Source organism: Streptomyces sp. NPDC044719 (assembly GCF_056433405.1).
The window spans coordinates 566,892-590,390 of record NZ_JBWKHE010000006.1; the positions used below are offsets into that span (position 1 = coordinate 566,892).

Annotated in this window: 19 protein-coding genes; 8 read left to right on the forward strand and 11 right to left on the reverse strand. The window is 71.4% G+C overall.

What is annotated here, in order from left to right; all coding sequences use genetic code 11:
- Positions 1-92 precede the first annotated feature (92 nt).
- Positions 93-3,833 (reverse strand): ABC transporter ATP-binding protein, encoded by a 3,741-nt coding sequence (locus tag AC07DF_RS26135; protein ID WP_478975993.1) that lies wholly within the window; start codon positions 3,831-3,833, stop codon positions 93-95.
- A 144-nt stretch (positions 3,834-3,977) separates the two neighbouring features.
- Between AC07DF_RS26135 and AC07DF_RS26140 the strand changes: the two genes are divergently transcribed.
- Positions 3,978-4,340 (forward strand): hypothetical protein, encoded by a 363-nt coding sequence (locus AC07DF_RS26140; RefSeq protein ID WP_478975996.1) that lies wholly within the window; start codon positions 3,978-3,980, stop codon positions 4,338-4,340.
- A 19-nt stretch (positions 4,341-4,359) separates the two neighbouring features.
- Here AC07DF_RS26140 and AC07DF_RS26145 read toward each other — a convergent pair whose 3' ends face one another.
- Positions 4,360-5,343 (reverse strand): esterase-like activity of phytase family protein, encoded by a 984-nt coding sequence (locus AC07DF_RS26145; protein ID WP_478975999.1) that lies wholly within the window; start codon positions 5,341-5,343, stop codon positions 4,360-4,362.
- Between the two features lie 107 nt (positions 5,344-5,450).
- Positions 5,451-6,302 carry a serine hydrolase gene (locus tag AC07DF_RS26150; protein WP_478976002.1) on the reverse strand — a complete coding sequence of 284 codons (852 nt, stop codon included), beginning with the start codon at positions 6,300-6,302 and terminating at the stop codon, positions 5,451-5,453.
- A gap of 143 nt (positions 6,303-6,445) precedes the next feature.
- Between AC07DF_RS26150 and AC07DF_RS26155 the strand changes: the two genes are divergently transcribed.
- From AC07DF_RS26155 to AC07DF_RS26170, 4 genes are all read left to right on the forward strand, one after another.
- Positions 6,446-8,635: a mannosyltransferase YkcB-related protein gene (locus tag AC07DF_RS26155; RefSeq protein WP_478976005.1), complete on the forward strand. Its 2,190-nt coding sequence runs from the start codon at positions 6,446-6,448 to the stop codon at positions 8,633-8,635.
- A 67-nt stretch (positions 8,636-8,702) separates the two neighbouring features.
- On the forward strand, positions 8,703-9,383 hold the full coding sequence (locus AC07DF_RS26160; RefSeq protein ID WP_478976008.1) for a DUF7691 family protein: 681 nt from the start codon (positions 8,703-8,705) through the stop codon (positions 9,381-9,383).
- Between the two features lie 207 nt (positions 9,384-9,590).
- Positions 9,591-10,202 carry a hypothetical protein gene (locus tag AC07DF_RS26165; protein ID WP_478976011.1) on the forward strand — a complete coding sequence of 204 codons (612 nt, stop codon included), beginning with the start codon at positions 9,591-9,593 and terminating at the stop codon, positions 10,200-10,202.
- A 101-nt stretch (positions 10,203-10,303) separates the two neighbouring features.
- Entirely contained in the window at positions 10,304-10,726 is a 423-nt protein-coding gene (locus AC07DF_RS26170) for an ATP-binding protein (protein ID WP_478976014.1), read from the forward strand.
- Between the two features lie 3 nt (positions 10,727-10,729).
- On the opposite strand, the gene ppk2 is transcribed toward AC07DF_RS26170, so the two are convergent.
- The 5 genes from ppk2 to AC07DF_RS26195 form a co-directional block, all read right to left on the reverse strand.
- Positions 10,730-11,740 (reverse strand): polyphosphate kinase 2, encoded by a 1,011-nt coding sequence (gene ppk2, locus AC07DF_RS26175; RefSeq protein WP_478976017.1) that lies wholly within the window; start codon positions 11,738-11,740, stop codon positions 10,730-10,732.
- Positions 11,741-11,772: 32 nt separating this feature from the next.
- Positions 11,773-12,015, reverse strand: a complete 243-nt coding sequence (locus tag AC07DF_RS26180; RefSeq protein ID WP_478976020.1) for a DUF6411 family protein — start codon at positions 12,013-12,015, stop codon at positions 11,773-11,775.
- A 92-nt stretch (positions 12,016-12,107) separates the two neighbouring features.
- Complete coding sequence (locus AC07DF_RS26185; RefSeq protein WP_478976023.1) at positions 12,108-13,793, reverse strand: thiamine pyrophosphate-binding protein; 1,686 nt, start codon at positions 13,791-13,793, stop codon at positions 12,108-12,110.
- Entirely contained in the window at positions 13,790-14,773 is a 984-nt protein-coding gene (gene speB / locus AC07DF_RS26190; protein WP_003990417.1) for an agmatinase, read from the reverse strand. Before speB ends, AC07DF_RS26185 begins: the two co-directional genes overlap by 4 nt.
- 56 nt (positions 14,774-14,829) lie before the next feature.
- A complete protein-coding gene (locus AC07DF_RS26195) occupies positions 14,830-16,320 on the reverse strand; it encodes a sodium:solute symporter family protein (protein WP_478976027.1) in 1,491 nt (496 codons plus the stop codon).
- Between the two features lie 144 nt (positions 16,321-16,464).
- On the opposite strand from AC07DF_RS26195, the gene AC07DF_RS26200 reads away from it, so the two are divergent.
- Both AC07DF_RS26200 and AC07DF_RS26205 read left to right on the forward strand, forming a co-directional pair.
- Positions 16,465-18,075, forward strand: a complete 1,611-nt coding sequence (locus AC07DF_RS26200) for a PucR family transcriptional regulator (RefSeq protein WP_478976030.1) — start codon at positions 16,465-16,467, stop codon at positions 18,073-18,075.
- Positions 18,076-18,168: 93 nt separating this feature from the next.
- Positions 18,169-18,957: a phosphatase gene (locus AC07DF_RS26205; protein ID WP_261683623.1), complete on the forward strand. Its 789-nt coding sequence runs from the start codon at positions 18,169-18,171 to the stop codon at positions 18,955-18,957.
- On the opposite strand, the gene AC07DF_RS26210 is transcribed toward AC07DF_RS26205, so the two are convergent.
- The 3 genes from AC07DF_RS26210 to AC07DF_RS26220 all read right to left on the reverse strand — a co-directional run bounded on the left by AC07DF_RS26210 (position 18,950) and on the right by AC07DF_RS26220 (position 21,782).
- Positions 18,950-19,855: an acyl-CoA thioesterase gene (locus AC07DF_RS26210; RefSeq protein ID WP_478976035.1), complete on the reverse strand. Its 906-nt coding sequence runs from the start codon at positions 19,853-19,855 to the stop codon at positions 18,950-18,952. The two genes, AC07DF_RS26205 and AC07DF_RS26210, sit on opposite strands and share 8 nt — an antisense overlap.
- A 34-nt stretch (positions 19,856-19,889) precedes the next feature.
- A complete protein-coding gene (locus tag AC07DF_RS26215; RefSeq protein ID WP_478976038.1) occupies positions 19,890-21,047 on the reverse strand; it encodes an acyl-CoA dehydrogenase family protein in 1,158 nt (385 codons plus the stop codon).
- A 138-nt stretch (positions 21,048-21,185) separates the two neighbouring features.
- Entirely contained in the window at positions 21,186-21,782 is a 597-nt protein-coding gene (locus AC07DF_RS26220; RefSeq protein WP_478976041.1) for an SACE_7040 family transcriptional regulator, read from the reverse strand.
- A gap of 87 nt (positions 21,783-21,869) precedes the next feature.
- On the opposite strand from AC07DF_RS26220, the gene AC07DF_RS26225 reads away from it, so the two are divergent.
- Complete coding sequence (locus AC07DF_RS26225) at positions 21,870-23,486, forward strand: carboxyl transferase domain-containing protein (RefSeq protein WP_478976044.1); 1,617 nt, start codon at positions 21,870-21,872, stop codon at positions 23,484-23,486.
- Positions 23,487-23,499: the final 13 nt, after the last annotated feature.

Sequence of the window (23,499 nt, forward strand, 5' to 3'; positions counted from 1 at the left end):
CGTCGTGCGCGACCATCGGCGTACGGCTGTACGGACGCATGACGTATGTCGGACGGTTGCACGGCCGTCACGGACACACCGCGCCGGCCCCGTCAGCGGGACGCCCCGACCGGCTCCTCCGGCTCGGCGCTGCCGATGAACGTCCGCCACAGCTCGGCGTACCGGCCGCCGAGCGCGAGCAGCTCGTCGTGTGTGCCGTCCTCGGCGACTGCGCCGGCGTCCATGACGACGACCCGGTCGGCGCGGGCGGCGGTGGTGAGGCGGTGGGCGACGACGAGGGTCGTGCGGCGCCCTGCCAGGCGGTCGGTGGCCTGGTTGACCTGGGCCTCCGTGGCCAGGTCCAGCGCGGCCGTCGCCTCGTCGAGCAGCAGGACGTCCGGATCGACCAGCTCGGCACGGGCCAGGGCGATCAGCTGGCGCTGCCCGGCGGACAGATTGCGGCCGCGCTCGGCGACCTCGTGGAGGTAGCCGCCGTCCAGGGTGGCGATCATGTCGTGCGCGCCGACCGCGCGGGCCGCCGCCTCGACCTCGGCGTCGGTGGCGTCCGGGCGGCCGTAGGCGATGGCGTCTCGGACGGTGCCCTGGAAGAGGTACGCCTCCTGCGGGACGACCCCCAGACGGTGCCGGTACGAGGTGAGGTCCAGGGAGCGCAGATCGGTGCCGTCGACGGTGACCCGGCCCCCGGTGGGGTCGTAGAAGCGGGCGACGAGCTTGACGAGGGTGGACTTACCCGCGCCGGTCTCACCGACGAAGGCGACGGTCTGCCCGGCGGGAATGCGCAGGTCGACTCCGCCCAGGGCTGCCTCGCCCTCGCCGGCACCGCCGTACGCGAAGTGCACGTCCTCGAAGGCGATCTCGCCGCGCAGGGACAGGACCTCCAGGGGTTCGTCGGCGGACTTCGTCGACGTCGGCTCCTGGAGCAGCTCCTGGATGCGGCCCAGCGAGACGGTCGCCTGCTGGTAGCCGTCGAAGACCTGGGAGAGCTGCTGCACGGGGGCGAAGAAGAGGTCGATGTAGAGCAGGTACGCCACCAGCGAGCCGATCGCCAGCGTGCCGTCGTCGACCCGGGCGCCGCCCACGATCAGCACGGCCGCCGCCGCCACCGACGACAGGAACTGCACGAAGGGGAAGTACACCGAGATCAGCCACTGGCCCCGGATGCGGGCCTCGCGGTAGCTGCGGCTGCGCTCGCTGAACCGCCGCCCGCCGTCCCGCTCGCGCCGGAAGGCCTGCACGATCCGCAGCCCCGACACCGACTCCTGAAGGTCGGCGTTTACCACCGACACCCGCTCACGGGCCAGTTCGTACGCCTTCACACTCGCCCGGCGGAAGAAGAACGTGGCGATGATCAGCGGCACCAGCGTCGCGAAGACGACCAGCGCGAGCTGTACGTCGATCACCAGAAGGGCGACCATGATGCCGAAGAAGGTGACGACCGAGACGAAGGCCGTGACCAGGCCCGTCTGGAGGAACGTCGACAGCGCGTCGACGTCGGTCGTCATCCGGGTCATGATCCGGCCGGTCAGCTCCCGCTCGTAGTAGTCGAGCCCGAGGCGCTGGAGCTGGGCGAAGATCTTCAGGCGGAGCGAGTACAGGACCCGCTCCCCCGTCCGCCCGGTCATCCGGGTCTCGCCGATCTGCGCCGCCCACTGCACGACCACCGTGAGCAGCCCGAGCAGGGCGGCCGCCCAGACGGCGCCGAGGGCGGCCTGCGTGACGCCCGAGTCGATGCCGTGCCGGATCAGCACGGGCAGCAGCAGGCCCATGCCCGCGTCGGTGGCGACCAGGGCGAGGCTGACCAGCAGCGGCAGCCCGAAGCCGCGCAGCAGCCGGCGCAGGCCGTAGGACTCCTCGGGCTGGACGGCCCGCGACTCGTCGATGTCGGGGACGTCGGTGGCCGGGGGCAGCGCCTCGACCTGGGCGAGGAGCTCGGGGGTGGCGGGGCTCTCCGCCAGGGCCAGATCCTTGCGCTCGCGGTCGCCGGTCCACAGCCGTGGGGTGACGCCGCGCTCGGCGTCGAACTCCGCGTCCAGCTCGTCCCGGACGGAGGTGTCCTCCTCGGGACAGACGGGCTGGGTGTGGCCCGGGGAGACCGCGCCCAGCTCGTCGGGGTCGGTGAGCAGCCGCCGGTAGAGGGCGGAGCGCCGCTGGAGCTCGTCGTGGGTGCCGATGTCGGCGAGCCGGCCGCCGTCCAGGACGGCGATGCGGTCGGCGAGGTTCAGGGTGGAGCGGCGGTGCGCGATCAGCAGCGTCGTACGGCCCCGCATGACGCCCTTCAGGGCCTCGTGGATCTCGTGCTCGACCCGGGCGTCCACGGCGGAGGTGGCGTCGTCCAGGACCAGCAGGCGCGGGTCGCTGAGGATCGCGCGGGCGAGGGCGACGCGCTGGCGCTGGCCACCGGAGAGAGTGAGGCCGTGCTCGCCGACGGTGGTGTCGTAGCCGTCGGGCAGCTCGGCGATGAAACGGTCCGCCTGGGCGGCTCGGGCGGCCTTCTCGATCTCCTCCTGGGTGGCGTCCGGGCGGCCGTAGGCGATGTTGTTGCGGACCGTGTCGGAGAAGAGGAACGAGTCCTCCGGGACCAGCCCGATCGCGGACCGCAGCGATTGAAGGGTCAGCTCGCGCACATCGTGGCCGCCGACGAGGACGGCACCGCGGGTGACGTCGTAGAAGCGCGGCAGGAGGAGGGAGACCGTGGATTTGCCGGAGCCGGAGGAGCCGACGACGGCGAGGGTCTCGCCCGGGCGGATCTCGAAGGAGAGCCCGTCGAGGACGGGGCTGGTCTTGCCGTCGGCGCCTTCGTAGCCGAAGGAGACGTCGTCGAACTCGACCGTCGCGGGCGCGTCGGCGGGGAGGGCCTTGGAGCCGTCCTGGAGCGAGGGCTCGGTGTCGATCAGCTCCAGGACGCGCTCGGTGCCGGCGCGGGCCTGCTGGCCCACGGTGAGGACCATGGCGAGCATGCGGACCGGGCCGACGAGCTGCGCGAGGTAGGTCGAGAAGGCGACGAACGTGCCGAGCGTGATGTGCCCGCGTACCGCCAGCCAGCCGCCGAGGGCCAGCATCGCGACCTGGCCGAGGGCGGGGACGGCCTGGAGGGCCGGGGTGTAGACCGAGTTCAGGCGGACGGTGCGCAGCCGGCCGGCGAAGAGCCTGCGGCCGACCTCCCTCAGCTTCCCGGTCTCCTGCTCCTCCTGCCCGAAGCCCTTCACCACGCGTACGCCGCTGACTGCGCCGTCGACCACGCCCGCGACGGCGGCGGCCTGGGCCTGGGCGTACCAGGTGGAGGGGTGCAGCCGGGTGCGGCTGCGCTTGGCGATGTACGCGAGGGCGGGGGCGACGGCCAGGGCGACGAGGGTGAGCGGCCAGGACAGCCAGGCCATGATCACCAGGGAGATCAGGAAGAGCAGGACGTTCCCGATGGTCATCGGGAGCATGAAGAGCAGGCCCTGGATGAGCTGGAGGTCGCTGGTGGCCCGGCCGACGACCTGGCCGGTGGACAGCTCGTCCTGGCGGCGGCCGTCGAGCCGGGTGATCGTGCCGTACATCTCCGTGCGCAGGTCGTGCTGAACGTCCAGGGCGAGGCGGCCGCCGTAGTAGCGGCGGATGTAGGTGAGGACGTAGACGACCAGGGCGGCGGCGATGAGGAGACCGGCCCAGGTGGTCATGTCCCTGGTGTGGTCGCTGATGACGTCGTCGATGATCACCTTGGTGATCAGGGGGACGAGGGCCATGACGGCCATGCCCGCCAGGGAGGAGCCGAGGGCGAGTACGACGTCCTTCGGGTGGCGCCATGCGTAGGCCCACAGTCGTCGTGCCCATCCCCGTCTCGGTGTCACGCCGGTGCCTTCCAGTCGTCCTGAGCTGCCGGAAGGCACCAACGCGATCGGGGGCGGATTTCATCCCGCCGTGCCGCTTGTCCGACCGAAGAACGAGGAATGCCCCGACCTGGGTCGTAGGACCGGGCTAGAGTCTCGCCCACCATGTTCCTGACACTCGTGCAGGCCCGGGGAGCGCGCTTCGCGTCCGCCGAGGCCGTGGTGACCCTGTGTGCCGCCCTGTGCTGGCGCCTGCTCGCCTTCGCGATGTACGCGGAGGGCTACGACCTCGACCCGAGCGCGCCGCGCCAGATGTCGGGCGAGGCGGAGATCGCGGACCTGGCTCTGCTGGTCGCTCTCTCGGTCGCGGTGACCTGGCTGCTGCGCCTGGTGCCCTGGCCCCCGCTGAGCACCGCGGTGGACGCGCTCGCCGTCGTACGCCTCACCGCGGTGCTGCTGCTGTCGGCCGTGCTGGCCCTGGCCCTGCTCACGGGGGTCCGTGTGCCGCTGCTGGGCTGGGAGATGTGAGAACGCGGCGGGACAGAGCTCAGACCCGCACGCGGAGGGAGTAGAACCGGGTCGTCTGGACCGGGTTCTCGTTGTCGTCGCTGGCCAGGAGGACCCTCAGGGTGTTCTTCGTCCGGCCCGTGATCGTCATGGCCTCGATGTTGTCGAGGAGGGGGTTCGGCTGGGGTTGCTTGGCCGTGGCGCCCAGGGGCGGGCAGGTGGCGAGGTCGGTGAGCGGGGTCTTCCGCATCGCGTGGCGGGGGTCGGCCAGGTAAAGGCGGACCGTGTTGCCGACGCCGGAGGTGAAGCCGCGTTCCAGGACCAGGAGGCGGCCGTCGGGGGTGGCCTGGATCTCGGAGACGCCGAGCCCGGGGTCCGTGCGGTAGGCGTATTGGCTCCCGAGCCGGAAGTGGCCCCGGTGGCGGTCCCAGGTCTGGAAGCGGACGGTGTCGGCGCTGTCGCCGGAGAGGGGGTACTCCATGGACGCGACCAGGGTGCGACCGCCGGGCAGCAGGGTCAGGCCCTCGAAGGTGCCGTTGGGCCGGCCGCGGCCCGCGGGGGTCACGCGCAGGTCGTCCGGGACGGGAAGGCGGTCGAGGATCGTGCCGGTGCGGGAGTAGCGGCGGATCGAGGGCTCGGTCTCGGAGGTGACGAGGTACGTGCCGTCGCCGTCTGCGACCAGGCCCTCGGAGTCCAGAGCGATACCGGTCTCGTCGGTGAGCGGGAGGACGGAGCGGGGCTTCAGTGTCCTCGCGTCCAGGCGGAACAGCGACGAGCGGTCGGACAGGGCGGCCAGTGAGCCGTCGCTGTCGACGGCGAGCGCGGAGAAATTGCCGACGAAGGTGTCCTCGTACGTCGTCTTGTCGAGCGCGTCGGAGAAGCGGTCGATGGAGACGGACGGCGAGCAGGCGTGCGAGGTGTATGAGGTGTATGAGGTGTGCGCCTGGGCGGGGCCGGCGGCGGTCAGGCAGGTGGCCGCCGTCAGGCCTGCGGTGAGAAGGGCGAGGCGGGTTCTCAGGGGCATGGGCGTCACCGTAGGACGGGCCGGTGACGCCGGGTAGGCCGTGCGGTGAAGGGTCGGATCGTGGTGAAGGGTCGGATCGTGGTGAAAGGCCGGCTCGTGGTGAAAGGTCAGCTCGCCGCCAGGTCCTTGTGGATGACCTTGGCGACGGCCTGGATGGTGGCGATGCCGTAGTTCATGGTGCTGTTGCCGTGGGTGAGCACGGTCATCACGTAGTCGTGGCCGCCGCCCTTGAACGCGCCGACGCTGTGCACCCGCCAGCCGTTCGTGGAGCGTTGCAGCCAGCCGTTCTTGACGGCCACGGTGACGCCCGAGGGCACCCCGTACGGCGTGCCCCAGCGCTGGGACGAGACGACCTGGCCCATCAACTTCAGGACGTAGGCACGGGAGTTGTCGCTCAGGACCGTGTTCTTGGCGGTGAGGAGCTTCAGCAGCTTCTGCTCGTCGGTGACGGTGATCTGGGTCAGTCCCCAGTAGCCGTTCGCGCCGGGCTTGGTCTGGGTCATGCCGGCGGCGCTGAGGAAGCCCTTGATCTTCGTCATGCCGAGCTGCTTCCACAGGGTGGAGGTCGCCGCGTTGTCCGACTTGGTGATCATGGCCTTGGCGAGGGTGTTCTCGCGGTCGGTGAGATACCGGTTCGTCTTCTTCGCGTCCCAGAGCAGGGTGGCGAGAACTGTCACCTTGACGACGCTGGCCGAGTCGTAGGCGGAACTCGCGCGCAGCGTGCAGGTCGTGTTGGTGCTGCGGTCGTAGAGGCCGACGGCCACCGTACCCTTGCGGCCGGCGAGCGCGGCGTCGATGTCCTTCTTCAGCTTGGCGGCGAGGCCTGCCTTGGCCGAGGTGCAGGTCACGGTCGGTGTGGCAGCGGCGGCGGGCGTGGCGGTGGCGACGAGCGGCACGAGCACACCCGTACCCACGGCCGCCGCCAGCACTCGCGCGCGGCGGGATATCCCAGAAGTCATGCACACTTGACTCGCGGACCGGGGGCAAAGGTTGTAGGCGTTGGTGAAGGCTTGTACGAGTCGTTACCGGAGGCTGTGCGTTTCACAGGCCGCGGCCAGGTTCGGCACAGCGGCCACCAACCAGGGCTGTCCACCATGCCGGGGTGACATCTGCCACCGAAACCCAGCCCCGCACCGCCGAGCCGCCTTCGGCCCCGCCCCGGGACACCGCCGCCGCACCGCGCTGGTCGCTGCCCGTGCTGCTCGCGATCCTCGCCCTGGCCGCGGTGCTCTACTCCTGGAACCTGTCCGGCTCCAGTCTCAACAGCTTCTACAGCGCGGCCGTGCTGAGCGGCACACAGAGCTGGAAGGCGTGGTTCTTCGGCTCGCTGGACGCCGGGAACTTCCTCACCGTCGACAAGCCGCCGCTCGCGCTGATGGTCATGGGCCTGTCGTGCCGGGTCTTCGGGTACGGCACCTGGCAGATGATGGCGCCGATGGTCGTGGCCGCGCTGGCCACGATCTGGATCCTGCACTCCTCCGTGAAGCGGGTGTTCGGGCACGCGGCGGCGGCCGTGGCGGCCCTGGTCCTGGCCCTCACCCCGATCACGGTCGCCATCAACCGGGACAACAACCCCGACACGCTGTTGGTGTTCCTGATGGTGGCGGGCGCCGCGCTCGGCCTGCGGGCCGCGCGGAACGGACGGCTGCTTCCGCTGCTCGGTTCGGCGGCCTGCTTCGGGCTCGCCTTCAACACCAAGATGCTCCAGGGGTACATCGCGCTGCCCGCCGTGTTCGCGGTGTATCTGTACGCGGCCAAGCCCGCGTTGGTGAAGCGCGTGGTGAATCTGGTGGCCGCCGCTGTGGTGCTGGCCGTCTCCAGCCTCTGGTGGGCGGCGGCCGTGTCGCTGGTGCCCGCCTCCGAACGGCCGTACATCGGCGGTTCCACGGACGGCACGGCCTGGAACCTGATCATGGGCTACAACGGCCTCGGCCGGATCCTCGGCGGCGAGGGCAACGGCGGGGGCGGCGGGGGCGGAGGCGGCGGCTTCTCCGGCACCGCGGGCCTCGGCCGGATGTTCAACGACATCCTCGGCGGCCAGATCTCCTGGCTGCTCCCCTTCGCGGCCCTGGCGCTCGTCGGCGGCCTGGTGCTGTGCGGACGCGCGCCGCGTACGGATCTCACCCGGGCCGCGTTCGTGCTGTGGGGCGGCTGGACCGCCCTGCACTATCTGACCTTCGCCCTGGCCGAAGGCACGATGCACCCGTACTACACGACCGCGCTCGCCCCGGGCATCGCGGCGCTGTGCGGAGGCGGCGGCGTGCTGCTGCTGCGCGCCTTCCGGGCCGACCGGCGGTGGGCCTGGGTGCTGCCGCTCGGGCTGGGCGTCACGGCCGTCTGGGCCGCGGTGCTGCTGCGGCGGGCCTCCGGCTGGAACACCTGGCTGTGGCCTGCGGTCCTGGTCGTCATGGCGCTGGCGATCGCGGGGCTGTTCGTCTTCCGCTCCGGCGGCTCGGGCCTTCGGCTGCGGCTGCTGGCCGTGTCGGTGGCGGCCGCGATCGTCGCGGCGGTGGCGGGTCCGGCCGCGTACGCCTGGTCGGTGCCGTCCGGGTCGGGCGGCGGCGGTGGCATGGGCGGTACGAACCCGACCGCCGGGCCGTCGACGGGCAGCGGCTTCGGCGGGCCCGGGGGCGGGGGCGGCCGGGGGTTCCCGGGTGGTGGCTCGGGTGGTCCCGGCGGTGGGGCTCAGCAGGGCGGGAACGCTCAGGCCGGTGGCGGCAACGCCCAGGCCGGCGACGTCAACGCCCAGGCCGGTGGCGGCTTCCCCGGTGGCGGGATGCCGTCCGGCGGGCAGAACGGCCGGAGCGGGCAGGCTCCTGCAGGGGCGGGCGGCGGCGGTATGGGCGGCGGTGGCGCGAGCAGTGCGCTCATCTCGTACCTGAAGAAGCACCAGGACGGCGCCAAGTGGTTGCTGGCCGTGTCCAGTTCGCAGGGCGCCGCCCAGCTGATCGTGAGCAGCGGTGAGCCCGTCATCTCCATGTGGGGCTGGTCCGGCTCCGACAGGGCGATGACCCTGGCCAGGCTCAAGGAGCTGGTGAAGAACGGCGAACTGCACTACGTCCAGCTCGGTGGCGGCATGGGCGGCGGCCCCGGCGGCGGCAGCCGTGTCAGCTCCGAGGTGACGGCGTGGGTGCGGAAGCACGGCACGGCGGTGAAGGAGAGCGAGTACAGCAAGAGCACGAGTTCGGACTCGAACACAGAGTCGGACTCCACCTCCTCGTCGCAGTCGAACCAGTCGAATCAGTCGACCCAGTCGGCGATCTACCGCCTTGACCCGTCCGACGTCAGCTGAATCCCTCGCGACTGCGAACGAACGGCCCCCGACCCCTCGGTCAGGGGCCGTTCCCCTGTCCCCGATCATGGACACCGAGTTCCGTTGGACACCGAGTTCCGGCGAACGGGTGAAGGGAAACGCAGGCGTGGGCCACTGCCTGGAGATGAGCACCGGCGACATGCGGACGGTGGTGCGGCTGCTCACCGCGGTGGAGCGGACCGAGGGGCAGGAGCGCACGCTCGCCCGGGTGCGTACGGAGTGCGAGCGGACCGACGTCCGGTTCCGGGAGCAGGGCATCGACCTCGACGTCTCCATCGCCCAGGCCCTGGAGGAGCTGATCGAGGGCACCCCGAGCGCCGACCTCTGCCCCTCGTACAGCTACGCCTTCTACCAGGCCGTCGCGGCGCACTTCTCCGACCCTACCGACCTCGGGGCATGGCGGCGGCCTTCGTGGTTCTACTCCATGGACGACGAACTGGCCCGGCACGGCGTACCGTCCGATCTGCTCCCCGGCACGTTCCTGTTCAGCGGCCCGCCGCTGCGCCTCCCCGGCCCCGGGGACGCGGTGCCGGCCATCGGGACCCTGCCGGCCCAGCGGGCCGCGGCCCTCGCAGACGCCTACGCGGCCGTGCTCGACCGTCTCGATCCCGGATACCGCGACGCGGCCCGCCGGTTCGCCGAGGTCATGCGGTTCGAGGCGGAGGAGTGGGAGAGTGCGCGGAAGCTCGGGACGAACCCGGACACGCTCCTCTTCTGGTTCCACTGACCACTGCGGGAACTCTTGACGCCGTCTTTCCCATCGGGATACTTGCGGTCGACAGCGCGCCAACTGCCGTGTCAGCGAAGAGAGTTCGGAAGAGAGTTCGTCCATTTCGACCTGATGCCGCCAGCGGTCCCGCATGTCCGAGATCCCGAACGCCGTACGAGGTTTCGCCCCACACGCGTCACGGCCACCCCCACAGGAGGATCCCCCATGAGCCCACGCAAGGCAGTCGTCGCCGCCCTGGCCGCCGCGCTGCTGGCCGGCCCCGGAGTCGTCGCCCAGGCCGCCACCCCGCAGACCACCTCGGCCCCCGCCCCGGCACGCGACCGCGCGGCGGCGGCCACCATCACCTGGTCCCTCGTCCGCGCGAGCAACCCCACCGCGGACCAGCGCACGGCCTACGACCTGATCACCAAGGCCATGAACGCGGCCGTGGCCCGGTACAACAACCTCAGTGACCTGGGCAAGACCCTCACCGTCCGCTACGAGCCGGGCGTCCCCACCGCCGACGGCAACATCAACGGGACGATCCGCTTCGGCAGCAACCGCAGCTACATGAACGAGCGGACGGCCCTGCACGAGATCTCCCACACCATCGGCGTGGGCACGAGCTCGGGCTGGTCCCGCCTCGGCGGCAGCGGCACCTGGACCGGCGGACAGGCCACCGCCCTCGTCAGGCAGTACGACGGCTCCGGCGCCAAGATCTCCACCGGCGGCGGGCACTTCTGGCCCTACGGACTGAACTACGACAACGAGTGGTCGGCCACGGCGGCCGACCGACACGTCCACATCGTCGCCGCGATGGTCCGCGACGGCCTCTAGGCCGCGTTCAAGACCCGGCGCCCGCAGGTCTGTTGCCGCGGGCGCCGGGTACCCGGTCCAGGAACGAGCTGCTGTGCGGTCGAAAACGGGAGGTCGGGGCGGTGGCGGTGAAGGCGATGGGGTGGGCGCACTCGTTTCCCATGTCCGAGGGAGTGCGCGCCGGGCGGCAGTGGACACGCGAGCGGCTCGCGTCCCTGCCCTGGGCCGCTGCCGAGCCGGACACGGTGGACGCCGTCGTGCTGGCCGTGTCCGAGCTGATCACCAACGCTCACATCCACGCGCACAGCGACGCGCACCTGGTCCTCACGTGGGACGGTGACTGCCTCCACGTGAGCGTCCACGACGAGGATCCGACGCTGCCGCGCGGGCGCGAAGCCGAGCCGGGGGATGTCGGCGGCCGTGGAGTGGCCATCGTGCGCAAGCTCGCCGACGAGTGGGGGATGAGGTGCCAGCGGCACGGCAAGACGGTGACCGCGTGCTTCCGCCCCGCCGACACCGGGGCCGGCGCCGGCCCCGGTGAGTGAGTGTCAGCCGGTCCCGGGGTGCTTGCCGGGCCCGTCGGCGCCCGGGGACAGCGGAGTGGGTGACAGTGTCGTGTCCTCCTCGCCGGGCTCCAGAAGGGTGTCGGCGGCGCCGACGATCAGGGGGTCTGGCGTGCCGACCGCCTCGCGGTCCTTGCTGGCGTAGTCGATGCGCGACAGCAGACTGCGCATGGTCTCCAGCCGGGCGCGTCTCTTGTCGTTGCTCTTGACGACGGTCCAGGGGGCGTGCTCGGTGTCCGTGGCGCGGAACATGTCGACCTTCGCCTCGGTGTAGTCGTCCCAGAGGTCCAGCGAGGCCAGGTCGGTGGGCGAGAGCTTCCACTGGCGCACCGGGTCGACCTGCCGGATCGCGAAGCGCGTGCGCTGCTCGGAGCGGGACACGGAGAACCAGAACTTCACCAGCACGATGCCGTCGTCGACCAGCATCCGCTCGAAGGCCGGGCACTGGTCGAGGAACAGCTCGTACTCGTCCTTGGAGCAGAATCCCATCACGCGCTCCACGCCGGCCCGGTTGTACCAGGAGCGGTCGAACAGGACGATCTCCCCGGCCGTCGGCAGCTGCGCGATGTACCGCTGGAAGTACCACTGGCCCGTCTCGCGCTCAGTGGGCTTGTCCAGGGCGACCACACGTGCGCCGCGCGGGTTGAGCCGCTCGGTCAGCCGCTGGATCGTGCCGCCCTTGCCCGCCGCGTCACGCCCCTCGCACACGACGACCACGCGTGCGCCGGTGTCCTTGACCCACCGCTGGAGCTTGAGCAGCTCGATCTGCAGGACGCGCTTGGTCCGCTCGTACTCCTTGCGGCCCACCTTGCGGTCGTACGGATGGTTCTCCTGCCACGTCCGGATGGGACGCCCCTCCGCGTCCAGCACGATGGGCCGCTCCCGCCGGCTGGAATCCACGGTCAGCCCGTCCAGCAGTCTGTCCGCGCCTCGGGTGTCCTCGGTGTCCTCGGTGTCCTCGGTTTCTTCGGTGTCTTCGGTGTCTTCGGTGTTCATCACCGTGCTCCCCGCTCGGCCCCCACCGTCGGTCAGAAGGGCATGCGGCCGCGCGAACGGCGACCCGCGGAACCGCTGCGGCTCACCGCGCGCGAGCTGGTGTGGAAGGGCTTGCTGAAGAGCCGGCCCAGAACGCCGGGCGCCTTGCCACCGGCCCGCGCTCCGGCCCCGAGCGTACGCTGTGTGCCGCGTTCGGGGTGGCGGGAGAGACGGGGCACGAGGAAGGCCAGGACGGCCAGGACCACACACACGGCGATGACGGCGGCGACTACCATGATCGGCTCCCTTCACTGTCGACTGAAGCACAGGTGCCCCGTCCTGTGCGGCTCATGTGAGGAGCGAAGAGACAGGGCCCGGAACCGGCCGGTCAGCCCAGGTGCGTCGGCGCGAACATCCGCAGCACGGCCGGGAGCAGCACCACCGAGGGACCGGGCGAGGCGAGTGCCTTCGCGAGGTCCTGCTCCAGGGTCTGAGGGGTCGTACGGACCCCGGGGACGCCGAAGGACTCCGCCAGTGCCACATAGTCGGGCCGGGTCAGTTCCGTCGCGGTCGCCTCGCCGAACGCGTCGCTCATGTACTCGCGCAGGATGCCGTAGCCGCCGTCGTCGACGATCAGCCAGGTGACGTTCAGGCCGTACTGGCGGGCCGTCGCCAGCTCGGCGATCGAGTACAGGGCGCCGCCGTCGCCGGAGACCGCGAGGACCGGCCGGGTCGGGTCGGCCGCCGCGGCGCCGAGTGCCGCCGGGAATCCGTAGCCGAGGCCGCCAGCGCCCTGGGCGGAGTGCATGTGGTTGGGGCCCTTGGCGTCGAAGGCCGACCAGGCCCAGTACGCGAGGATCGTCATGTCCCAGAAGGACGGGGAGTCAGCGGGGAGCGCCCTGCGGACGGACGCCAGCACGTCCTGTTCAAGGGTCAGTTCCTGGGCGGCGATGCGCTCGGCGACCTTCCCGAGCACCTCGCGTACACGCTCCGGGGCCCCCTGGTCCTGGCGTTCGGACACCGTCTCCAGCAGTGCCTGCAAGGCGAGGCGGGCGTCCGCGTGGATGCCCAGGGCCGGGTGGTTGGACTCCAGCTTGCCGAGGTCGGCCTCGATCTGGACGACCCGGCCGCGCGGCTTGAACGTGTGGTAGTTCGAGGAGAGTTCACCGAGTCCCGAGCCGACCACCAGGAGGACGTCCGCGTCCTCGAGGAAGTCCGTGGTGTGCCGGTCCTCGATCCAGGACTGGAGCGACAGCGGGTGCTTCCAGGGGAAGGCGCCCTTGCCGCCGGGGGTCGTCACGACCGGCGCCTGGAGCCGCTCCGCCAGTTGCTTCAGCTTGCCCGAGGCGTCCGCCCGTACGACTCCGCCGCCGGCGATGATCGCCGGGCGCTCGGCATGGGACAGCAAGTGGGCGGCCAAGGCGGTCAGTTCGGGGCGCGGCGGCAGCTCCTCGGGGAAGGCGTCGCCGCCCGTGACCACCGGGATCGCCGTCTCGGCGAGCAGCACGTCCTGCGGGATCTCCACCCACACCGGGCCGTGCGGGGCCGACAGCGCCGACTTCCAGGCAGCCTCGATCGCGGACGGGATCTGCGACTGGGTGCGGACGGTGTGGACCGACTTCACGACACCCCGGAACGAGGCCGCCTGGTCGGGCAGTTCGTGCAGATAGCCGTGCCGGCCGCCGCCCAGGCCCGCCCTCGGGATCTGGCTGCTGATCGCCAGCACCGGCGCGGAGGCGGCCGCCGCCTCCTGGAGCGCGGCCAGGGAGGTCAGGGCGCCCGGCCCCGTCGACAGCAGCAGGGGCGCGGCCTCGCCCGTGATCCGGCCGTAGGCGTCGGCCGCGAACCCGGCGTTGTTCTCCACGCGCAGGCCGATGTACCTGAGGTCCGAGCGGCGCAGTGCGTCGAACATGCCGAGCGCGTGCTGGCCGGGCAGACCGAAGACGGTCGTCGCGCCCAGCGCGGCCAGCGTCTCCACGACCAGGTCTCCGCCGTTGCGGCCGGGTGGAGGGTTGAGGGCGGCCTCCGTCTGGGCGGGCGTCGCGCGGAGCACCAGGTCGTGGTCGTGAGTCACTTCGCTTCCGAGTCCTTCCGGGCCGCGGCGATCTGGCGGGACATGATCGTGGTCAGTTCGTACGCCGTGTGGGACGCGGCCACCGACGTGATCTCGGCGTGATCGTACGCGGGGGCCACCTCGACGACGTCCGCGGAGACCAGGTTGCAGGAGGCCAGCCCGCGCAGGATCTCCAGCAGTTCGCGCGAGGTCATGCCGCCGGCCTCGGGCGTGCCGGTGCCGGGCGCGTGGGCCGGGTCGAGGCAGTCGATGTCGATGGAGATGTACAGCGGCCGGTCGCCGATGCGCTGGCGGAGCTGGTCGGCGACCTCGTCGGCGCCGCGCCGGTAGACGTCCGCCGAGGTGACGATGCCGAAGCCCATCTTCTCGTCGTCGGTCAGGTCCTGCTTGCCGTAGAGCGGGCCGCGGGTGCCGACGTGGGACAGCGCGGAGGTGTCGAGGATGCCCTCCTCCACCGCGCGCCGGAAAGGGGTGCCGTGGGTGTACTCGGCGCCGAAGTAGGTGTCCCAGGTGTCGAGGTGGGCGTCGAAGTGCAGCAGGGCCACCGGGCCGTGCTTCTTCGCCACCGAGCGCAGCAGGGGCAGCGCGATGGTGTGGTCGCCGCCGAGGGTCATCAGCCGGGCGCCGGTGCCGAGCAGGTCGTCGGCGGCCGCCTCGACGGTCTCGACGGCCTCGTTGATGTTGAACGGGTTCACGGCGATGTCGCCGCCGTCCGCCACCTGCGCGAGGGCGAAGGGTGAGGCGTCCTGCGCCGGGTTGTACGGGCGCAGCAGCCGGGACGCCTCGCGGATCGCGTTGCCGCCGAAGCGGGCGCCCGGCCGGTACGAGACACCCGAGTCGAACGGCACGCCCACCACGGCGACATCGGCCCGTCCGCCGACCTCGTCCAGCCGGGGAAGCCGGGCGAAGGTCGCGGGACCCGCGTACCGCGGCACACGGGAGGAGTCGACGGGCCCGCGGGGAGTCTCGTTGCTGCTCATGAAGAAATGCTCTCTTTCCTACGCTTCATCGCGTATGTACTGCTTGCCTTATGACCTTACCGGGGAGTCGCGGCCGGTTCGGACGCGAGTTCGGGCTCGGTTTCGGGTGCCCGTCCCGCGAGGCGCTCGCGCCAGGCGGCGAGGACGGCGGCGTCGGTGGCCGGGGTGGCGAAGGAGACGGCCAGATAGGCGGCGAGCGAGGCGAGCAGCCCGTAGTAGACGGGCTCGTTGGCGAGGATGCCGTACGTCGCCATCAGGGCGACGACCGCGAGGCCGCCGACCACGACGGAGGCGAGGGCGCCGTAGACCGTGCCCCGCTTCCACACCAGGCCGCCGAGGATCGGCACGAGCAGACCGCCGACGAGGAGGTTGTAGGCGACGGTCAGCGCCTCCACGACGTTGTCGATCGCGATGGCCGTGCAGATGACCGCGAGCCCCATGATCAGGATGAAGGCCCGGTTGCCCTTCACCTCGTCGCGCTCCTCCGCGTTCTCGGCGCTTTCGGCCGGCGCCTTGACGATGCCCCGCAGCCGGGACCAGATGTCGTTGTTGGCGACGGTGGCGCAGGCGATCAGCGCACCGGAGGACGTCGACATCACGGCGGCCAGGGCGGCGGCCAGCACCAGCCCCCGCACTCCGACGGGCAGTTCCTCCTTCACTATGGTCGCGAAGGCGTCGTCCGGGCTGCCGAGCTTCGGGTACAGCACCTTGGCGGCGGTGCCGATGACGGCACCGGCGAGGGCGTACGCGAGGCAGTAGGTGCCGGCGACGGTGCCGCCCCACTTGGCGGTCGTGTCGCTGCGGGCGGTGAAGACGCGCTGCCAGATGTCCTGCCCGATGAGCATGCCGAAGGTGTAGATCAGCACATAGGTGAAGATCGTCTCGCCGCCGATGCCGAGGGGGTCGAAGTACTCGGTGGGCAGCTGGGCCTTCATCTCGCTGAACCCGCCGGCCTTCACCACGGCGATCGGCAGCAGCAGGAGCAGCACGCCGATGGTCTTCACGACGAACTGCACCATGTCCGTCAGGGTGATCGACCACATCCCGCCGAGGGTGGAGTACGCGACGACGATCGAGCCGCCGAGGACGATCGCGAGCGTGCGGTTCATGTCGAACAGGACGTCGAAGATCGTGGCGTACGCGATGGTCGAGGTCACCGCGAGCATCAGGGTGTAGGCCCACATGACGACGCCGGAGATCACTCCGGCCCGGCCGCCGTAGCGCAGATCGAGCATCTCGGAGACGGTGTAGACCTTCAGCCGGGCGATGCGGGCGGAGAAGAAGACGGACAGGGCGAGCAGGCCGAGGCCGATGGTGAAGACCATCCAGGCACCGGAGAGGCCGTACTGGTAGCCGAGCCCCACACCGCCGATGGTGGAGGCGCCGCCGAGGACGATCGCCGCCATGGTGCCGGAGTACATGGCCGGGCCGAGCCGGCGGCCCGCCACCAGGAACTCGCTCTTGGAGCGGGCGCGGCGCATGCCCCACCAGCCCATGGCCAGCATTCCGGCCAGGTAGACGACGATCACGAGGTAGTCGACGGCCATGGGGCCTCCTTCGCGCACGCACAGGGCGCAGGGCTCGGTCGCGGGGGACGAGGTTGACGAGCACTGACACTAGGTGGCCGGAAAGCGACTGCGAAGTGTACGTTTCATCCATCCGAGCGGCACTGGATGGAGGGAACGCACACCATGCCGGACCCGGCGGTCCCCCCGACACCCCCCGTCCTCCTCACGTCCCTCCTGGCCAGGGAGGACCTCTCCCTGCGCCGGATCGCCGGTCCGGAGGACCCCGGGACGGTCGTCCACTGGGTGCACACCTCGGAGATGGCGGACCCGTACCCGTATCTGCTGGGCGGGGAGCTGCTGCTCACGGCGGGCGTGCACATCCCCGAGGCGGCGGGGTCAGGTACATACTTCGACGAGTACGTCTCCCGGATCGTGGCGGCGGGCGGTGCGGCCCTCGGCTTCGGGGTGGCGCCGGTGCACGACACGGTGCCGAGGGCGCTGGTCGCGGCCTGCGAGACACACGGCCTGCCGCTGCTCGAGGTGCCGCCGCAGACCACCTTCTCGGGCGTGGCCCGCGCGGTCTGGCAGCTGATGGCCCAGTCCCGCCTGGCCGAACTCCGCCGCGTCACAGAGGCCCAGCAGAGCCTCACCTCCGCCGCCTCCCGCCCCGACCCGGTCCCCTCGGTCCTCCGCCAGCTCGCCCAGCGGCTGAGCGGATGGGCGGTGCTGTACGGACCGGAGGGCGCGGAGATCGCGGGGGCGGGGCGAAGGCCCGGGGAGGAGGTGGCATCGGCACTGGCGGGACTGGCGGGAGTGGTGCGGCCGGCGCCTCCGGCGGGTGCGGCGTCGCAGACCGGCTCCGCATCGCGCGGGCATTCGGCCGGACCCCGGCCAGGTGAACCCGAGGCGGCAGCCTCCCGCTCACCCCGCGGACCTGCCACACCGGCCGGCCATCAGCCACCCGGCGACACCGGCCGCCCCGCCCCCACCTCCGCCACCGACACCACCGCCGGCACCCACCTCGCCGCCTACACCCTCGGCGCCGGGCACGGATTCGTGCTCGGGGTCGCGACCCCGCAGCGAGCGCCCGGGGATCACACCGTCGTCTCCGTCGCCGCCGTGCTTCTCTCGCTGCTGACGGGCGAGCAGCAGAGCGGCACCGGAGCCGCTCGATCGTCCGCGCTGGTGCGGATGCTGCTGGGCGCGCCGCCCGAGGAGGTCGCGCCGCTGCTCGGCGGTGAGCGGTGGGTCGTCGTGCACGCCCGGCCGGACGGGCAGGGCGCTGTGGACGCCGTCGCGGCCTCCGCGCTGGGGGCCGCGCTCGGTTCCGCCCTGGTCGACCCGGCGGGTGGCGTCGTCAGGGTCCTGGTCCCGGCCAACCGGGCGCCGGACCCGCTGCCCGGCTGGACCCTGGGCGTCAGCGCCGCCGTAGCCCCGCACGACTGGCCCGCCGCCGACACCCAGGCCGCCCGCGCCCTGGCCCGGGCCCGCGCCACCCGGACCCCGCTGCTGCGGCACGCCCCGCGCCCCGCCCTCGCCGACCTGGTCCCGCCCGACGAGGCGACGGCCCACGCCCGCGCCCTCCTCGCCCCCGTCACGGCACACCCCGCGCTCACCGAGACCCTGCGCACCTGGCTGTCCCTGCACGGCAGTTGGGACCGCACGGCCGTCGCCCTGTCCGTGCACCGCAACACCGTGCGCCAGCGCATCACCCGGTGCGCGACACTGCTGGAGACGGACCTCGAGGACCCGGACGTACGGATGGAACTCTGGTTCGCGCTACGGCACATCTGAGTACGTGAGCGGTGTCCCTCTGAGTACGTGACGCACATCCCAGCGTTCGATACGCCAGGGACGCCCACAGGCGGCTGCTCCACAATGGTTGTCATGCCGATACCCGGGACACCCAGCCGCGCCGAACTCGTCGACCACCTCGTCAGGACGCGCATCGCGGGCGACGTCGCCACCCCCCGCGAGAACAACCTCTCCCACTACCGCAAGCTGGCGAACAACGACCGCCACTACTGGCTCGGCCTGGAACTCGGCACCCGCTGGACCGACGAGCAGGACGTCCTCGCGGTGATGGCGGAACGGGTGGGCGTGAACGACGATCCCGAGCACCGGTACGGCCAGGACACCATCGACCCGGAGCTGACCGTCGCCGGGCTCGAGCGCATGGCCGGGCGCCTGCGCAAGGCGGCGGACGGGCAGCAGCGGGTGCTGTTCGCCACCGGCCACCCCGGCGGCCTGCTGGACGTGCACCGCGCGACCGCGTCGGCGCTGCGCGCGGCGGGCTGCGAGATCGTCGTCATCCCGGAGGGGCTGACGACCGAGGAGGGCTACGTCATGCAGTTCGCGGACGTGGCGGTGCTGGAGCACGGCGCCACCCTGTGGCACACCCACTCGGGCGAACCCATGAAGGCGATCCTGACCGCCATGGAACGCGAGGGCCGCCCCCTGCCCGACCTGGTCGTCGCCGACCACGGCTGGGCGGGCTACGCGGGCCAGCACGGCGTCGACTCCGTCGGCTACGCCGACTGCAACGACCCGGCCCTGTTCATCGCCGAGGCCGAGGGCACCGTGCAGGTGACGGTCCCCCTCGACGACCACGTGGTCAGCCCCCGCCACTACGACCCGATGACGGCGTACCTGCTGGCGGAGGCGGGCCTCAGCTAGACGACGGTGCCTGAGCGCCCTGGTCGCGCGGGACGCGGACCACGCCCTCCTGGATCACGGAGATGGCCAGCCGCCCGTCCTGCGTGTAGATACGGGCCTGTCCCAGTCCCCGGCCGCCGTACGCGGACGGGGACTCCTGGTCGTAGAGCAGCCACTCGTCGGCCCGGAACGGCCGGTGGAACCACATCGCGTGGTCCAGCGAGGCCCCGACCACGTCCCCGACGGCCCAGCCGCCGCGCCCGTGCGCGAGCAGCACGGAGTCGAGCAGCGTCATGTCGGAGACATAGGTGGCGAGGACGACGTGCAGCAGCGGCTCGTCGACCACGCCGCCCAGCTTGCCGTTGGTCCGGAACCACACCTGCGAGTGCGGCTCGCGCGGCTCGCCGAACTTCCCGTACGGCGGCTCCTCGACGTACCGCAGATCGACGGCCGCCCGCGCCTCCGCGAACTTCTCCACCACGGCCGGGTCGATATGGCCGTACCCGCGCAGCCGTTCCTCACCGGTGGGCAGCGTGGCGGGATCCGGCGCGGCCGGCATCGGCTCCTGATGGTCCAGGCCGTCCTCGTACACCTGGAACGACGCCGAGAGATGGAAGATCGGCTTGCCATGCTGGACGGCGACCACCCGGCGGGTGGTGAAGGAGCGGCCGTCGCGGATCCGGTCGACGGTGTAGACGATGGGCGCGCCGGGATCCCCGGGGCGCAGGAAGTACGCGTGCAGGGAGTGCGCGGGCCGGTCCGCGGGGACCGTCCGCCCGGCGGCGACCAGCGCCTGCGCCGCGACCTGCCCGCCGAAGACCCGGGGGACGACGGCGGACCGGGACCGGCCGCGGAAGATGTCCTCCTCGATCTGCTCGAGGTCGAGCAGATCGAGGAGGTCCTGTAGTGCCTGACTCATAAGACTGTTGTACCGGCCAATGACTACGGTCGGCTTACAGGCCCATGTCCTTCGCGATGATCGACTTCATGATCTCGCTGGTGCCGCCGTAGATGCGGTTGACGCGGTTGTCCGCGTACAGGCGGGCGATCGGGTACTCGTTCATGTAGCCGTAGCCGCCGTGCAGCTGGAGGCAGCGGTCGATGACGCGGTGGGCGACCTCGGTGCAGAAGAGCTTCGCGGAGGCGGCCTCGGCGGGGGTCAGCTCACCGGCGTCGAGGGCCTCGGTCGCCCGGTCGGCGACGGCCTCGGCCGCGTCCACCTCGGCCTGGCAGGCGGCCAGCTCGAACTTGGTGTTCTGGAAGTGGGAGACCGGCTTGCCGAAGACGGTGCGGTCCTGCACGTACTGCTTGGCGAACCGTACGGCGGCCTTGGCCTGGGCGTAGGCGCCGAAGGCGATGCCCCAGCGCTCGGAGGCCAGGTTGTGGCCGAGGTAGTAGAAGCCCTTGTTCTCCTCGCCGAGGAGGTCCTCGACGGGCACCTTGACGTCGACGAACGCCAGCTCGGCGGTGTCGGAGGTCTTCAGGCCGAGCTTGTCGAGCTTGCGGCCGACGGAGTAGCCCTCGGACTTGGTGTCGACGGCGAAGAGGGAGATGCCGTGGCGGCGGTCCTCGGCGGTCGGGGCGGAGGTGCGGGCGCAGACGATCACGCGGTCGGCGTGGACGCCGCCGGTGATGAAGGTCTTGGCGCCGTTGAGGACGTAGTGCGTGCCGTCCTCGCTCAGCTTGGCGGTGCTCTTCATGCCCGCGAGGTCGGAGCCGGTGCCCGGCTCGGTCATCGCGATGGCCCACATCTCCTCACCGGAGACGAACTTGGGCAGGAACCGCTTCTTCTGCTCGTCGGTGGCGAGCATCTTGATGTAGGGCAGGGCGAGCAGCACGTGCACGCCGGAGCCGCCGAACTGGACACCGGCGCGAGCGGTCTCCTCGTACAGCACGGCCTCGAACTTGTGGCTCTCCAGGCCCGCGCCGCCGAACTCCTCCGGCACGTTGATGCCGAAGATCCCCAGCTCGCCGAGCTTGTAGTAGAAGTCGCGCGGCGCCTGGCCGGCAGCGAACCACTCGTCGTACACCGGCACGACCTCGGCCTCGATGAAGGCGCGGATGGTCTCCCGGAACGCCTCGTGATCCTCGTTGAACACCGTACGGCGCACGCCGCCACCTCCACGGACCTCGGTATGTCTAAGCGCTTGCTCACCCAAAGATACCGGCGAGTATCAACAAGCGTCCAGGGTGGGGGTGGGGTAACGCTCGTCACGCCGACGGGCGGGAGCACCTGGGGGCGCGGACCCTCACTCCCCCGCCGCCGCGAACGCCCCCCGCGCCATCCGGTGCAGCAGCTCCGCCACGGCACCCCGCCCGGCCAGCGCCCCGGCCCTCCCCAGATGCGGCGTCGAGTTCAGCAACCCGAACACCGAATGCACGGCCGACCGCGCCGCGGGCTCCCCCAGGCCGGGATACACCTCCCGCACCACTCCCACCCACAGCTCCACGTACTGCCGCTGCAACTGGCGCACCATCTTCCGGTCGCTGTCCCGGAGGCGATCGAGCTCCCGGTCGTGCAGGGTGATCAGTGGACGGTCGTCGAGCGCGAAGTCGATATGCCCCTCGATCAGCGAGTCGAGGACCGCCTCCGCCCCGACCTCCCCGTCCGCCTCCGCCAGCCTCCGCTTCGCCCCGGTCAGCAACTGCCCGCTGATCCCCACCAGCAGCTCCGCGAGCATCGCGTCCTTGCCCGCGAAGTGCCGGTAGAGACCGGGCCCGCTGATCCCCACCGCGGCACCTATCTCGTCGACTCCGACCCCGTGGAAGCCCCGCTCGGCGAACAGCCGGGCGGCCTCCTTGAGGATCTGCTCGCGGCGGGTGGGTGCGTCGGTCCTGGTTGCCATGAAAACAATTCTAGACAGGGAGGTTAGCGGTCGTTAACCTGAAGGAAATGCGTTAACGCTCATTAACAAGGTGAGGGGACCCGCAGGATGTACGAGGCACCGGAGCTCACGAGCGCGGCGGATCCCGCGTCGGAGCCCTTTCGGGCCAACGAGGAGGCACACCGCGCCCTCGTCGACGAGCTGCGCGCCAAGCTCGCCGGAGCAGCCGGGGGCGGGGGTGAGAGGGCCCGCGCCCGCCACACCGCGCGCGGCAAGCTGCTCCCCCGCGACCGCGTCGACACCCTCCTCGACCCGGGCTCGCCGTTCCTGGAGCTGGCCCCGCTCGCGGCCGACGGGATGTACGAGGACCAGGCCCCGGCCGCCGGTGTCATCGCCGGCATCGGCCGGGTCAGCGGCCGCGAAACGGTGATCATCGCCAACGACGCCACGGTCAAGGGCGGCACGTACTACCCGATGACGGTCAAGAAGCACCTCCGCGCCCAGGAGGTCGCCCTCGACAACCGCCTCCCCTGTGTCTACCTCGTGGACTCCGGCGGCGCCTTCCTCCCCATGCAGGACGAGGTCTTCCCCGACCGGGACCACTTCGGCCGGATCTTCTACAACCAGGCCCGTATGTCCGGTGCCGGCATCCCCCAGATCGCCGCCGTCCTCGGCTCCTGCACGGCCGGCGGGGCGTACGTCCCGGCGATGAGCGACGAGGCGGTGATCGTCCGCGGCCAGGGCACGATCTTCCTGGGCGGCCCGCCCCTGGTGAAGGCGGCCACCGGCGAGGTCGTCACGGCGGAGGAACTGGGCGGCGGCGAGGTCCACTCCCGCGTCTCGGGCGTCACCGACCACCTCGCGGAGAACGACGCGCACGCCCTGCGCATCGTCCGCACCATCGTCTCCACCCTCCCCGCGCGCGGGACGCTCCCCTGGGAGGTCACGGAGGCGACGGAGCCCAAGGTCGACCCGCAGAGCCTCTACGGCGCGGTCCCGGTCGACTCCCGTACCCCCTACGACGTACGCGAGATCATCGCCCGGGTCGTCGACGGCTCCCGGTTCGCCGAGTTCAAGTCCGAGTTCGGCCAGACCCTGGTCACCGGCTTCGCCCGGATCCACGGCCACCCGGTGGGCATCGTCGCCAACAACGGCATCCTGTTCTCCGAGTCCGCCCAGAAGGGCGCCCACTTCATCGAGCTGTGCGACCAGCGCGGCATCCCCCTCGTCTTCCTCCAGAACATCTCCGGCTTCATGGTCGGCAAGGACTACGAGGCGGGCGGCATCGCCAAGCACGGCGCCAAGATGGTCACGGCGGTGGCCTGCACCCGGGTCCCGAAGCTGACGGTCGTGGTGGGCGGCTCCTACGGCGCGGGGAACTACTCCATGTGCGGCAGGGCGTACTCCCCCCGCTTCCTGTGGATGTGGCCGAACGCCAAGATCTCAGTCATGGGCGGCGAGCAGGCCGCCTCGGTCCTCGCGACCGTCAAGCGCGACCAGATGGAGGGGCGTGGCGAGGCCTGGCCCGCGGAGGACGAGGACGCTTTCAAGGCCCCGATCCGCGCCCAGTACGAGCGCCAGGGCAATGCCTACTACGCGACGGCCCGCCTCTGGGACGACGGCGTGATCGACCCGCTGGACACCCGTCAGGTCCTGGGCCTGGCCCTGACCGCGTGCGCCAACGCGCCCCTGGGTGACCCCCAGTTCGGCGTCTTCCGGATGTGAGGGGACGGACGAC